6 protein-coding genes are annotated in these 14,299 nt (G+C 65.7%); 4 read left to right on the forward strand and 2 right to left on the reverse strand.

Annotated elements, in window-relative coordinates:
* Positions 1 to 104: 104 nt before the first annotated feature.
* A complete protein-coding gene (locus tag F4Y45_08995; protein ID MXY24642.1) occupies positions 105 to 4,001 on the reverse strand; it encodes a HAMP domain-containing histidine kinase in 3,897 nt (1,298 codons plus the stop codon).
* Positions 3,998 to 5,254, reverse strand: coding sequence for a PQQ-binding-like beta-propeller repeat protein (locus F4Y45_09000; GenBank protein ID MXY24643.1), 1,257 nt, complete (start codon positions 5,252 to 5,254; stop codon positions 3,998 to 4,000). Before F4Y45_09000 ends, F4Y45_08995 begins: the two co-directional genes overlap by 4 nt.
* A gap of 82 nt (positions 5,255 to 5,336) precedes the next feature.
* Between F4Y45_09000 and guaA the strand changes: the two genes are divergently transcribed.
* The 4 genes from guaA to F4Y45_09020 are packed head-to-tail and all read left to right on the forward strand — an operon-like array spanning position 5,337 to position 14,298.
* A complete protein-coding gene (gene guaA, locus F4Y45_09005; GenBank protein MXY24644.1) occupies positions 5,337 to 6,878 on the forward strand; it encodes a glutamine-hydrolyzing GMP synthase in 1,542 nt (513 codons plus the stop codon).
* A 30-nt stretch (positions 6,879 to 6,908) separates the two neighbouring features.
* On the forward strand, positions 6,909 to 10,412 hold the full coding sequence (gene dnaE / locus F4Y45_09010; protein MXY24645.1) for a DNA polymerase III subunit alpha: 3,504 nt from the start codon (positions 6,909 to 6,911) through the stop codon (positions 10,410 to 10,412).
* Complete coding sequence (gene recJ, locus F4Y45_09015) at positions 10,372 to 12,168, forward strand: single-stranded-DNA-specific exonuclease RecJ (GenBank protein MXY24646.1); 1,797 nt, start codon at positions 10,372 to 10,374, stop codon at positions 12,166 to 12,168. The genes dnaE and recJ overlap by 41 nt, the downstream gene beginning before the upstream one ends.
* Positions 12,169 to 12,195: 27 nt before the next feature.
* Positions 12,196 to 14,298, forward strand: coding sequence for a hypothetical protein (locus tag F4Y45_09020; protein MXY24647.1), 2,103 nt, complete (start codon positions 12,196 to 12,198; stop codon positions 14,296 to 14,298).
* Position 14,299 lies beyond the last annotated feature (1 nt).

Genomic DNA, 14,299 nt, shown 5'->3' on the forward strand with positions numbered 1-14,299 from the left:
TGGACGGCGTTCCCCAGTAGACAAGGTCCTCCTGTCACTTGCCGGGTCAGAAGGTGGAGTCTCGAGTTGCCGGCCTGGAGACCGACGCACCAGCCGGCGCACCGCTAACCGGCCGGAAAGCGGAGCGTGACGGTCGTCCCCGTACCCTTTGCGCTGGTGACGCGGATCGTTCCGCCGTTCAACTCCACGTTTCGCTTCGCGATCGCCATTCCGAGACCCGTGCCGGAGGTGCGTGTCGAGAAGTACGGCTCGAAGATACGCCCGAGCGTCGCCTCGTCGAGACCGATGCCATCGTCCTCAAGCCGCAACGCGACTTCTCCGTCGTCTGCGTAGGCGTCAATCGTGAGCGTTCCTTCGCCGGGCATCGCGTGAAGCGCGTTTTCGATCACGTTGGTGAGGGCGCGGGCAATCAATGTCCGATCGATCGTGAGAGCTGGCAGCACCGGTGGAACGTCGACCTTCAGACGGATCCGTTCGTTGAGACCGACGCGGTACGGCTCGACCACATCCGCCACCAACACAGCAAGCGACGTCGGTTCCCGCGCGACCGGCGGCGAAATCGCGTAGGTCGAGAAGTCTGACGAGATCTGACGGAGGATCCGCACCTGTTTCAGGATCGAGTCGACACAGTCACGCATCACCGTACCTAGCGGCTCGCCCCGGTCGCGGTGAACGCGCAGCAGGTGCTCAGCCGAGAGCTGCACCGGCGTCAGCGGGTTCTTGATGTCGTGGGCCACCTGCCTCGCCATCTCCGCCCAGGCCTCCAACCGGTTGGTCCGCTCCAGCTGACGGCGCTGTTCCGACAGGTCCTGCGCCATGCGGTTGAACGACCCGACGAGCCGTGCCAGCTCGTCAGCGGATCGCGTGGCCACACGCGCTTCGAAGTCGCCTCGAGCGATTCGGCGCGTCGCGCGCGTCAGTCGCTGAACCGGATCGGCAATCCTCTCGGCCATGGTGAAACCACTTGCGGCGCCCAGCAGGATCAGCAGGGTCACGCCAAGCAGGATGCCCCTATCCAGATTCGTGATCTGCTGTTCGATGGCCTGCTGCTGAGACGCCAGCGGGATAGTCAGGATGGCATCGGGACCAACCGAGTTGATTGGCACTGCCGCCACGAGGTAAGGCTGCGCCCCGATCCGGTCCTCGGCCACGAAGCTGGGCGCGCCAGCAAGCGCAATCGCGCTGTAGACGGGTGCGGGTGTACGGGCCGGGAGCAGTCCCGAAGCGAACAGGTCGCGCTGGCTGGTTGCGAGCAGTTGCGCACCGTTGTAGACGTGGACGTCCTGATCGAGGATCTGGCTGACGAATACCAGCAGATCGTCGGTCACGACGGGACCGGTATCGCTTCCCGCCTGCTCCAGCTCGTCGATTACCCTCTGCGCCGTGGTCGCCGTCTGCGCCGCTCCCGCCTCGATGTCCGCCCGCAACTCCGCCGTCGAGTAGTTTCGGATGATCGTGGCGAGCACGAGCACCGGCGCGACGGCAACTACCACGAACGCGAGGAACAGCCGGCGATAGAAGCTGACCCGCAGTTCGCGAACCAATTCCCGCCCCAGGCGGTACCGGTCCCGCGTGAACGGCTGCACCAGTGTAAGGACAATCAGCCAGACGAGAAACGCGGTTCCCAGGATGGCCACAATCTCGGCCAGTTGGACAGCGTGGTCGAACATCGACAGCCGGCGATGCCCGACGGCGTAGATACCGCTCCGATCGTTCGAGATGTAGACGTCCGAAACACCACCACCGGCGCGCAGCGTCGTCCAGAACGGCTCGCGGGATGCATAGATCCGGCCAAACAGCTCCTCGTCGATTGTCCAGGCGCCCGTTCCCGACGTGAAAATCGGCGAAAGACCCCAGCCGTAGATGGACAGGGCGAAGTCACTCTCCACGCGGGGCGGCACAGCCGTCTCCGTGAACGGCCCGCGGAGCAGTTCGCCGTACGGGCTCGCCGAGGAAATGAACGGGAGCGACTGGTAGTCGAGGGGGACATGCACCACGACCGAGCCTAGAAGGCGCCGGCCGCCAACCTCTATGCCGTCTCCGTCGGGCGATCCGCAGATCGCCCGCTCCGCATGAAGCAGCCGGCGCTCCTGCGATCCGAAAGGAGAGACTTCACCGTAGGTGGTCCAGTCGCATGAGGTGGCCTGAAAGGACTGCGCGGTTGCCGTGTATTCCGGGAAGTTCAACGCGAAACGGCTGGCCAGCGCCCCTGCCGCGTCGTACAGTTCGATCGCCGAAGACAGACGCTGATCCGCCAGATCGGTCTCTCTCCACAGGGCAAAGGCAGCGTCCGGGGTGGGGCGGTCCGTCGAGTCGGGCACCGGCATCACCACCTCGCCGAGGTAGTCGTCGATATCCGCGCGGGCACGTGTCAGCGACGCAAGAAGCGTTTCGGGGTGGCGGGCCATTGCGGGTGCGAACTCCGCCTCGATGAATGTCCGGCGGGCGGCGTCCTGATAGTGGGTGATCGAGGGATAGGCCAGGATCGCCGGCAGGACGAAGCACGCCAGCAAGATCGTCAGGCGGCCGGACTCCGACGCGTGCCGCAGGCGCGGACGCAGTCGCCGCGACAGCAACCCGATTCCGATCGCCGCGCTTACCGCTGCCAGGTACGGAGTGGTCGGAACCGGAAGCACGAGCAGCATCACGATAGGGGGCAGGATCCACGCGGTGAGTCCGGCGACACCCAGTCGAAATCGGCGCCGGTTCCAGCGCGCGTCGGCCAGAACCAACGCCTGCGCGCCGAGCCAGATCGCCGATGAAGCGCCCACCAGGAGGCCGAACAGGACACCGAGCCGCGCCGGATTCCAAGGACCGGGCGTCGGGTCGAGCAGGTTGACCAGCGATCCGGTCAGGTTACGGTTCAGGACGCCGTCACAAACGACGAACCAGAGCGCGGTGAGCCCTCCGGCGACAAGGTGGCCAAACAGCATCACGCCACGCGAAGAAGCAGGCCGTGTCCGCCAAGCGAAGCGCGCGCCCTGAACGAAACGCACGGACGTTCCCGCGATCGCTGCGCCGAACAGCGAGAGCAGTAGCACGTCGACGGACGATCGGACGACTGGAGCGTCAGCGAACGGTCCCTCCGTAATCGGTTCCGCCGGAGCGCTGACGTACCACAGAAGGGCAGTCGCGACAGTCAGCCCACTCGCCCCGAACAAAGTCCGGCGAAGCACTTCCTGCCTGGCGGTGCGACGCGGCGCCAGCGCAAGTTCCGGCAAAGCGGCGACAAGCAGCATGGCCGCCACAAACCCGAGCAGCAGCCGGCGCATCGCCTGACGCCACTGCGCGCGGGCCGCCTCCAGGTCGGCCATCGCCACTTCGACATCAAGCAGTGGCGTACCGTCCGGCGCCTCCAGAACGAACCGGTTCGATCCGCCGGCCGCGGCCGATCCCGGCGTGACAGCGGTCGCGGCGGGCCGGAGGGTGACAGGGGCCAGCGGCGAATTGACGAGCGCCGGCTCCTGCGTTGAACGGAAACCGCCCGATAACGACAACGCGCGCTCTACGGCGACTGAGCCGAGGCGGCGTCCGGGCGTGACTTCATCGCCTGGCGCACTGATCGGCTCGACATGAACGAGGCGGAGACCAGCCGCCCCGGACGTGATGAACAGCGCGGCATCGGGCAGTCGCTCGAGAGCAATCTCCGACGGCTGCCCGCTCCAGGCACGAGGCGTGCCGCCGGAGTCATAAACGGTAACGTCGAGCCCGATCGGCCCGCCGGACGCTAGAAGATCGAACAGAGACGCGGACGCTGGAGCAGCGCTCCCGAGCCGTTGTGTCACTTCCGCGTGACGCGCCACGTCCGCCGCGCTCTCCGCCAACTCGCCGGTGAGTTGCGAGAATCGGTTCCGCACTTGTGCTTCCACCCGGTCGGCGGTGTCGTCGACCGAGGCGCCAAACCGGAAGGGCTCCCCGATCCACCCGACGCCGAGGAGCAACAATGCGCCGACAATCGTGAACGTCGCAATCCGGCGCCAGAGACCGAAAGGGGTGCTCATTGCGTCATCGGCGGTGTCGGCAGACGCAGCGGGTGCAACTCGGTCATCAGCGCCGGAGAAAGCCGATCCGGAAGCGGCAGGAGAGGGTGCGGCGGGAAGGAGATCGCGATCCGTGGCGGCCCCTCCGGCGCGGTCAACGCGACAAGGCGGCCGTTAGTGGTAATCAACGCGAGATGGGGCAAGACCGGCGGTGCTCCATCGTCCTCCGTCTCGGGCGGGGGAATGAGATACGGCGGCGCGGCCAGCTCGCCCGGCGCGTCGTAACGGCCTGCCGGGGCTCCGCTCTCGGCGTCGAAGAAGGACGCCGACTCCGACACGCCGGTCACGAGCAGAAGCGATCCCGCGAGAACCGGCCCGCTCGTCGGCCGGGAATCCAGGAAGCTTCGCCAGCGCCGAGCGCCGTTTTGCCGGTCTAGCGCCCGGAGCACGTTGTCGCGCGCCGTGAAGTACACGCGTTCTTCATCAACGACCGGCATGCCAACGATGCCGCCACCGGCCCGCCAGTACCAGTCATGGTCTCCATCGGAGAGCGCGAGTCGGTACAAGTGCCGATCCGTCGATCCGACAAAGATGGCCTCGCTTGCCAGTACCCCCTGCGGTTGCCCTCCCAGCGGACTCTCCCACAGGACCTCTCCCGTGACGAGCTCCAACGCGACGACGCGGCCGACATCAAGCGAAACGTACAGTCGATCCCCGGAAATACTGGGACGGACACCTGCGGTCGTGCCGATCTGTTGCCGCCACACCGTGCTTCCGTCCCGGCCCCGCAGCGCGAACAAACCGCCGCCGACGGTCGCGGCAACCAGCCAATCGCCCACAAACGCGAGTGGTGCGGCGATTGCGGTCTCGAACGACAGGGTCCAGTGGGGAAGGCCATCCCCTATGCGCCGGGCCGTTAACCGAGTCCCGTCGGCGACCACCACGAGTTGCTCACCGACGACTGGAGGCTGATCCGCCGGCTGCTCCACCGACCACAGGATCTCCCCGGAATGGAGTGCAACCGCGGCTAGTCTCCCGTTGCGCAGCGTAACGTACGCGGTCCCGGCGTCCCAGGCAGGTGCGTGCAGAGGACCGGTTTCAAACTCGAGCGTCCAGGCGACGTCAGCCGGGAGAACGGGCAGAGCCGCCGTCTCTTCATCCGGGGAGGGCTCCGCCTGACCGGCAGCCGGCTGTGGGGCAACCCCCAGCCAACAAACCGTCAGACCCGCGACGAACGCACGGATGCGCGCGCAGCTGGCCCAACCGGCGCCCATCCCGGTATAATACCGGGAGTCGCGACTTGCCCTGTTCCGGTGTTCCTTCCTTGCAGGGAATTCGCGTCGCCTCCGTGGACAGGTGAACCATCAAACCATTCTGGTTCTCGACTTCGGATCCCAATACACCCAGCTGATCGCCAGGCGCCTGCGCGAACTGTCGGTCTACTCCGAGATCGTCCCCTTCGATACGGGCGCCGCGGCGATCGTCGAGCGAAGAGCGGCGGGAGTGATCCTGTCCGGCGGGCCGTCGAGCCTTTCCGATGAGGGGGCGCCTCTGGTCGACCGGGCAATCTTCGAAGCCGGCGTACCGGTACTGGGTATCTGCTACGGCATGCAGACGATGACCGACGCGCTGGGCGGCGGAGTCGTGCCGGCAACCGAGCGTGAGTACGGAGACGCCACCGTCACGCTATGCGAGCGGGACGGGCTGTTCGACGGAGTCCCGGAGACGCTTCGCGTCTGGGCAAGCCATGGCGACCGGATCAGCAAAGCGCCGCCCGGCTTCATCGTCACCGCATCCAGCCCGAACGCGCCGGTGGCGGCCATGGCAGACCCCCAACGCCGACTCTACGGCCTGCTGTTTCACCCCGAAGTAGTCCACACGGAGCATGGCGCGGAAATCCTGCGCAACTTCGCCGGCCGCGTCTGCGGCTGTGCCGGCGACTGGACGATGGCCTCGTTTATCGAGGAGGCGACCGAACGGATCGATGCGCAGGTGGGACCGGACGGACGCGTGGTCTGCGGGCTGAGCGGCGGTGTCGATTCCACCGTCGCCGCCCTTCTGATCCATCGCGCCATCGGTGACCGCCTGACCTGCATTTTTGTCGATAACGGCCTGCTGCGACTGAACGAAGCAAAGCAGGTAGAGGAACGCTTCACCACCCGGATGCATCTACCGCTCGTGTGCGAGGATGCCTCCGACACGTTCCTGACGGCGCTCGATGGCGTCACCGATCCCGAGGCAAAGCGGAAGATCATCGGCCGTACCTTCATCGACGTCTTCGAGTCGGTAGCGGCGCGGCTCGGCGGGTTCGACTTCCTGGCACAGGGGACGCTCTATCCCGACGTCATCGAGAGCGTGTCCGTAGTCGGCCCGTCATCGGCGATCAAGAGTCATCACAACGTGGGTGGCCTGCCCGAACGCCTCCGGTTCAGGCTCATAGAGCCTCTGCGTGAACTGTTCAAGGACGAGGTTCGCGCCCTGGGAGAGGAGTTGGGACTGGAGACGGACTTCGTTTGGCGCCAGCCGTTTCCCGGTCCGGGCCTCGCCGTACGCATCCTGGGGGAGGTGACCCACGACCGCCTCGATCTGCTGCGGCTCGCAGATGCCATCGTCGTGGACGAGGTCCGGCAGGCGGGGCTGTACCGAAAGACCTGGCAATCCTTCGCCGTCCTCTTGCCGGTGCAGAGCGTGGGTGTCATGGGGGACGGCCGGACGTACGAGTACACGGTGGCTGTCCGTGCGGTCGAAAGCCGCGACGGTATGACCGCCGACTGGGCGCGCCTGCCCCATGATCTGCTGGCTGCCATCTCGTCGCGCATAGTGAACGAGGTGCACGGCATAAACCGCGTCGTCTACGACATCAGTTCCAAGCCCCCCTCCACTATCGAGTGGGAATAGGTGCTGGGTCGAGGGAGGAGTCCTCAGGTCGTGGCCGACTTCGTTCACCTTCATCTGCATACCGAATTCTCACTCCTTGACGGTGCCTGCCGCATTGGCGAGATGCTCGACCGCGCGGCGGAGCTGAAAATGCCGGCGGTGGCCGTCACCGAACATGGGAACCTCTTTTCAGCAGTCACCTTTCACGATGCGGCACGAGAGCGGGGGATCAAGCCCATCATCGGATGCGAGGTGTACGTCGCTCCTCACGACCGGCGCGACCGTAGCGGACAGCCAGGCGATACGGCGAACCATCTTGTGCTGCTCGCGTCGAACGAGACCGGCTACCGCAACCTGATCAAGCTGGTCTCATCCGGCTACACCGACGGCTTCTACTACAAGCCGCGGATCGACAAGGATCTCCTCGCTCAACACGCCGGCGGATTGATCGGGCTGAGCGCCTGCCTCAAGGGAGAAGTAGCGCAGCGTATCACTCGCCAGCAGATCAACGAGGCTCGCGCCGCAGCCGCCACGTTTCGCGACATCCTCGGCGCCGAGAACTTCTACCTGGAGATGCAGTACCAGGGGATCCCCGATCAACAGGTGGTCAACCGGGGACTGCAACCGATCGCGGCGGACCTCAACCTTCCCCTCGTATGCACGAATGACGTTCATTACCTGCAACAGGCGGATTTTGAGCCGCACGACGTTCTGCTGTGCATCGGCACCGGCAAGAACGTAGACGACGAGAAACGACTCCGCTACCACGGCGATCAGTTCTTCCTCAAGACACCGGAGGAGATGGCGGCTGTCTTTGGCGACTTCCCGGAAGCGCTCAGCAATACCCTGGCGATCGCGGAACGATGCAACGTGCAGATTCCGGGGGACAACTATCACCTGCCGCGCTTCGACGTACCCGATCCCTTCACGGGCCCGGACGACTACTTTGCGCACGTCACGCGGGAGGGATTCACCCACCGGCGGGCCCGGCTCGAGGATCTCGCGGCCCGCGGCCTGCTGAAGCATGGCCTCGATGAGTACGATCAACGGCTCCAGTACGAGATCGGCGTGATCCAGAACATGGGTTTCGCCGGTTACTTCCTGATCGTCTGGGACTTCATACGGTACGCGCGAGAGCGGGGCGTACCCGTCGGTCCCGGACGCGGATCGGCGGCCGGCAGCCTGGTTGCCTATGCTCTGCGGATCACCGACATTGATCCCCTGGAGTACGACCTGATCTTCGAGCGGTTCCTCAATCCGGAACGCATCTCGCTGCCTGACATCGATATCGATTTCTGCGAACGGCGGCGCGGCGAGATCATCGACTACGTCACCCGCAAGTACGGCCGCGAGAACGTGGCCCAGATCATCACGTTCGGGACGATGAAGGCACGCGCGGTAGTGCGGGACGTCGGTCGCGTGCAGGGGCTGTCCTACGCGGAGGCGGACCGGGTCGCTAAACAGATCCCGTCGGCGCTCGACATGACGCTCGAGAAGGCGCTCAAGGAAAACGCCGTGCTTCGCGACATGGAACAGGGCGACCCGAAGGTGCAGAACCTGCTCAGGGTGGCGCGCCGTCTCGAGGGGGTGACGCGCCACGCGTCCGTTCACGCCGCCGGGGTCGTGATCGCCCCGGAAGCGATCTCGGAGTTCGCTCCGCTCTACAAGAGCCAGAAGGACGAGATCACGACCCAATGGGGCTGGAAGGAAATCGAGCGGGTCGGGCTGCTCAAGATGGACTTCCTCGGCCTCAGCACGCTGACGCTTCTGCACGACGCAGTGGAGATGATTGAGCGGACGACAGGGAACCGCGTTGCCCTTGATGGTCTCCCGCTCGATGACGCCCCCACCTACCGGCTGTTCACAGACGCGCAGACAAACGGCATCTTCCAGTTCGAGAGCTCCGGCATGCGCGATGTGCTGCGCAAGGCGAAGCCACAACGGTTCGACGATCTGATTGCCCTCAACGCCCTGTATCGGCCCGGCCCGCTCGGTGGCGGCGTCATCAGCGACTACATCAGGCAGAAGGAGGGCTCGCAGAAGATCACGCACCCCACTCCGGAGCTCGAACCGATTCTGCGGGAGACCTATGGCGTGATTGCCTACCAGGAGCAGGTGATGCGGATCGCCGGCGAACTGGCCGGCTTTTCCATGGGCCAGGCGGACATCCTCCGCAAGGCCATGGGCAAGAAGAACGAAGCCGTAATGGAAGGGCAACGCGAGCCGTTCATGCAGGGGGCACTGAAGGAAGGCCTGCAGCACGAAACGGCGAAAGTGCTCTTCGACCGAATCAAGCACTTCGCCGGTTACGGCTTCAACAAGAGCCACTCGACGGCTTATGCGCTCCTGGCATACCAGACGGCCTACCTGAAGGTGCATTACCCGGCCCACTTCATGGCGGCGCTGTTGACCATCGAACGACAGAACACGGACAAGGTCGCGCTCTACCTGTCCGAGTGCCGCGACCTTGGCGTAACGGTGCTGCCACCGGACATCAATGAAAGCGACTGGCCGTTCAGCGTCACGCCGGACGAGGTTCGATTCGGCCTTTGCGCCGTGAAGAACGTTGGCGACGGCGCGGTCGAGGCGATTCTCGAGTCACGGCGGCGGGTAGGCCGCTTCACGTCGCTCCATCATTTCTGCGAAGAGGTGAGCCTCAGGCAAGTCAACAAGAAGGCCGTGGAAAGCCTGGTAAAGGCGGGTGCGTTCAACTCCTGTCGGCCGGAGGCCGATCCGGCGGGCGCAAATGGCGCCAGCGGGAGACGCTGGAGCGCACAGGTGCTCGCAGCTATCGATCCCGCGCTCGAACAGGGCGCCCGGCGCCAGCAGGATCGCGCCCAGGGTCAGCATGACCTGTTCGGCGACGGCGAGGGAAGCTCGCTGAACGAAGCGGCGAGGCGGCTTCCGGACGCTCGGCCCTGGACAGAGGCCGAACAGCTCGCTCACGAGAAGGAAGCGCTCGGCTTCTACCTGAGCGGACACCCAATCGACCGGTTTCGTGATGATCTGGCGCGCGCGGACGTACGGGCAATCGACACGCTGGACCGTCCGGCTAAATCCACGCGTGTCGGCGGCATCATCGCCGCCATCCGCCGCCTGAAGACGAAGAAAGGGGACCCGATGGCGGTGGTCACGGTTGAAGACCGTGGCGGCCGGATTGAGGCGGTGGTCTTCCCGGAGGCCTACCGGAAGTACGGCAGCATGCTCGACGCCGATCGGCTGGTGGTGGTGGAAGGAAAACTCGAGGTGGACGAAGACGAGCCCCGACTCACCGTGAACGAGGTGAAGGCGCTCGATACGGTGCTCGGCGAGGCGGGTCGCTTCCTCGCAATCCATGTGGCGTCGCCTCCCGCCGACAAGGCGACCTTCGTCGCACTCGCCGAGGTGTTGGGGCGGCACTACGGCGGCGGGAAGGTAGCGATCGACATAGAGCTCCGCGATCAGGTGCCACCCATCCGCGTTCGCGCAGAGTTGAGTCGGGCACGCGTCAATCCGTCGGAGGCCCTGGTCGCTGATGTCGAAGCTGTCTGCGGCAAAGGGGCCGTCACCTGGTAGCAGCGCGGTGAACAACGGCGGCGCTACGAACTCCGAGAGCAACGCAACCGTCTGGCGGCATCTCCCGCCGGGCGACCGCGCGGCGGCGAAGCATATCGAACGGGAACTAGGGATCCATGCGACGGTCGCCCGGCTCCTGGTACAACGGGGCCTCGCGGATCCAGCCGCAGCCGAACGCTTTCTCCATCCCGGCCTGGATCAGCTCCACGACCCGTCGCGGCTGAACGATCTCGACCGAGCCGTAGATCGGCTGCAGCAGGCAATAGAACGGCGCGAACCGATCGCGATTCACGGTGACTACGACGCCGACGGCGTGAGCGCCACCGTCATGCTGCGTCGCGTGCTGGAACTGTTGGGTGCCGACGTCACCCACTTCATACCGGAACGGCTGACCGACGGCTATGGGCTCCAGCCAGACACGATTGACCGGCTGAAGGCCGGCGGCCGGTGCGTCATTGTGACAGTCGACTGTGGCATCCGCAGCGACGCGGCGGCGGAGCGGGCGCGCGCGCTCGGCGTTGACCTGATCGTCACCGATCACCACGAGCCGGGACCAACATTGCCCCCTGCGCTTGCCGTCGTGAATCCCCGGCGGGCGGACAGCGTCTATCCCGACCGGAACCTGGCTGGCGCCGGCGTCGCCTTCAAGGTAGCGCAGGCGCTCTGCCAGCGGACGGACCGTGCTGCGTGGTTGCCAGCGTTGAGCAAACTGGCGGCAATCGGCACGCTGGCCGATGCCGTGCCGCTCCTGGGTGAGAATCGGATCATCGCCAGAATAGGCTTGGAGCAACTCTCGCAAGGACCGAATTCGGTTGGGCTGCAGGCGCTTCTCGAAACGTGCGGACTGGCCGGGGAGGCAATTGACAGCGACGCGGTTGCTTTCCGAATCGCGCCCCGCATCAACGCGGCCGGCCGTATGCAGTCGCCCGAGCTGGCGACCCGCCTGCTGCTGGCGACGGGCGACGCGGCGTCCACCGATGCCAGGCAGCTGGCCGAGACCCTGGACAACGAGAATACGCGGCGCCGCGCCGAGGAAACGGCTATTGCTGCGGAAGCGCGACGGACGGTGGAGAACGACCCGCAACTATCGGCCGAACGCCTGCTCGTGGTCTGGGGCGAGGAATGGCATCGCGGCGTCATAGGAATCGTGGCCTCGAAGCTGGTGGAGACGTTCGGACGGCCGGCGATCGTACTGTCCGTCGACGGTGCGGTGGCTCACGGCTCGGGGCGCAGCGTTCCCGGCTTCAATCTGCTCGGGGCACTCGAGAGCTGCGCCGATCTCTTCACGCGCTTCGGAGGGCACCGCCAGGCGGCCGGTATGGAGATCCGGTCCGAGCGGCTGCTCACGCTGCGTCGACGTCTTGCCGCCTACGCCGCGGAACGGATCGATCCGGAAGCGCTCGGCCCGCAGCTGACGGTCGACGCGCCGCTGCCGCTCGACGCGATCAACAGCGCGTTCATTCACGGCCTGACCGCCATGGAACCGTTCGGTCAGGGAAATCCGCGGCCGGTTTTCTGCGCCGAGCGAGTCGATGTGGTCGAGGGACCGCGCCCGTTGAAAGAACGCCACCTGCAGATGACGGTCCGCCAGGGCGCGGCGCGCTTCCGGGCCGTTGCCTGGCGGGCGGCCGAGCGGATCGATCGATACACCGATCGGGGTGACGGAATCAATCTCGCCTTCTCGTTGAGCGAGAACCGTTTCCGGGGAAGCGTCTACACCGAACTGACCGTTGCTGATGCGATGCCCGCCCGATAGAGTGAGTACGGGAACCGACCAACTGACATGTGGCAACGACCTCTGCGGCTTGCGCTGGCCCTTTCGGTCGTGGCGTTCGGCGTCGTTGTCGGGCTGGGGGTGCGCGACCGCAGGGCGCCGGAGGCGACCGTTGCCCTGGATGGCGCCGATCCGGACGCCATCCTCCAGAGTCGCGGTGCTCGGATCACGCTTGGCGACGGGACGGTCATCAAGGCGGATCAGCAGTTCGCGTATGCGGACGGCCGGTCGCGTCTGGTGGCAGTCGACGTGGCGGTGCCCGAGAACGACGAACGGATCGGCCTGCGGATCCGGGGAGGCGAGGCAACCGGCAGCCAGGACGAGGGGGAATGGACGCTATCGGGCGATGTCGCGATCGAGACTGACGACGGCATGACCGGGCTTACGGACGAAGCCTCCTACGCCGATGGTGACGGGATTGTCAGAATGCTGGCGCCGGCCCGCTTCGAACAGGGCTGGATGACATTGACGGGCGGGACGTCACGCTACGACCGTCGCCGCGGCCTGCTCCATCTCGATCGGCAGGCGCGCGTGCGCCTGCGAACCGGCAACGACGATACGGCAGGAGAGACCCGGATCGAAGCGGATCGCGCCCTGGTTGCCCGAGCGGACGGTTACATGCGTTTCGAGGGAAACGTCGTGATCGACGCGGGTGACCGGCAGATGGCGGCAAACGAGGCAATTGTCAATTTCGACCCCGACGCGTCTCGCCTGGAAGGCGTCGAGCTGACTGGTGGTGCGCGCCTAGAGGGGAGTGACAGTGCGCCAGGCGGCCTTCGCGCGCTGTCCGCCGAGGTGATTACCGTGACGTACGTCGACGGCGGGCTCGATCGTGCCGCGGTCGCCGGCGGTGGACACGTAGAGCTGCACAGCGATGCCGACCGTGACGGTGCAACGATTGCCGCCCAGACGTTGGACCTTCGGTTTGCCGGAGGCTCTGACTCCGACGGCTTCGATCAACTGCGTGCCCGCGACGGCGTCACGCTCAACCTTCCTGCCATCGATGGTCCCGCCCGGCAAATCGGGGCGGATCGGCTCGACTTGGAACTGGGCGAGTCCGTCGACCGGACTACGGAAGTGCGGCTCGACGGCGCTGTCGAGTTCCGTGAACCGGAGCCTACGGAATCGGGGGCCTCGTCCGGCGAACGGATCATACGAGCGGAACGGCTTGTAGCGGCGCTGCAAGACAACATTACGCGCCTCGGCGACGCCCGCTTCAGCGGCGCGGTAACGCTGGAGACGGGCGCAGTTCGCGGCGTGGCGGACGTCGCGACGTACGCGCCGGACGAGGCGACTTTCATTCTCCTGACCGACGAGGCGGGCAATCCGCCACGCGTTGAAGATCGCTGGGGGTCGATACAGGGCGCAACGGTAACTGTCCGTCTTGACGGCCCTGACATTGAGGCGGTCGAAACGGTTCGCGGAATCCTGCAGCTGGACAACGATGCCGACGGGTTGACGACGCCTGGCCTGTTCGACGAGGGACCGCCGATCTACGCAACGGGGGAGAGGTTCGTTTACGACGCTGGAGAGTCGAGTGCAACGTACGCAGGACAGGCGCGACTCTGGCAGGGAGAAACGGAGATCCGCGCCGAGACGATCTCTATTCAGGAACTGACGGGCAACCTGGAGGCGCGGGAAAGCGTTACGACGCGCACCACGATGGTGAGGCACGATCACGAAACCGGCGAGGCCGCACCGACGACCGCCAATTCTCGCGGGGCCGCGTTCGAATACGACAACGAAGCACGGCAGATCAGTTACCTGGGTGAGGCGAGGCTCGACAGCGACGGCACCGACCTGGCAGGGAAGACGATTACTCTCCAACTGGCCGACGATGCCAGGACCCTGGAGCAGATTGAGGCCAGCGACGAGGTGCGGCTGCTGCTTGATGGCCGACGCGCCGCCGGCGAGACACTCTCGTACGACGACGCCGACGGGCGTTACGACATGACGGGCACGCCAGTTCGAGTGGTCGAGGAACTAGGTGGCGGATGTCGTGAAACAACCGGCCGTGCCGTCACGTTCTACGTCGCCGGCGACTCGGTCACCGTGGACGGAAGGGCTGAGGCCCGTACGGCATCCTCCACCGGTCCCTGTCAGGAATTTTGAT

It is taken from the genome of Acidobacteriota bacterium, from assembly GCA_009838525.1.
Taxonomy (GTDB): Bacteria; Acidobacteriota; Vicinamibacteria; order Vicinamibacterales; family UBA8438; genus VXRJ01.

What these genes read in the sequence shown, in the direction of transcription:
- F4Y45_08995 (MXY24642.1), bottom strand. Translation starts at nt 4,001, where the DNA reads ATGAGCACCCCTTTCGGTCTCTGGCGCCGGATTGCGACGTTCACGATT.
- F4Y45_09020 (MXY24647.1), top strand. Translation starts at nt 12,196, where the DNA reads ATGTGGCAACGACCTCTGCGGCTTGCGCTGGCCCTTTCGGTCGTGGCG.
- recJ (MXY24646.1), top strand. Translation starts at nt 10,372, where the DNA reads ATGTCGAAGCTGTCTGCGGCAAAGGGGCCGTCACCTGGTAGCAGCGCG.
- F4Y45_09000 (MXY24643.1), bottom strand. Translation starts at nt 5,254, where the DNA reads ATGGGCGCCGGTTGGGCCAGCTGCGCGCGCATCCGTGCGTTCGTCGCG.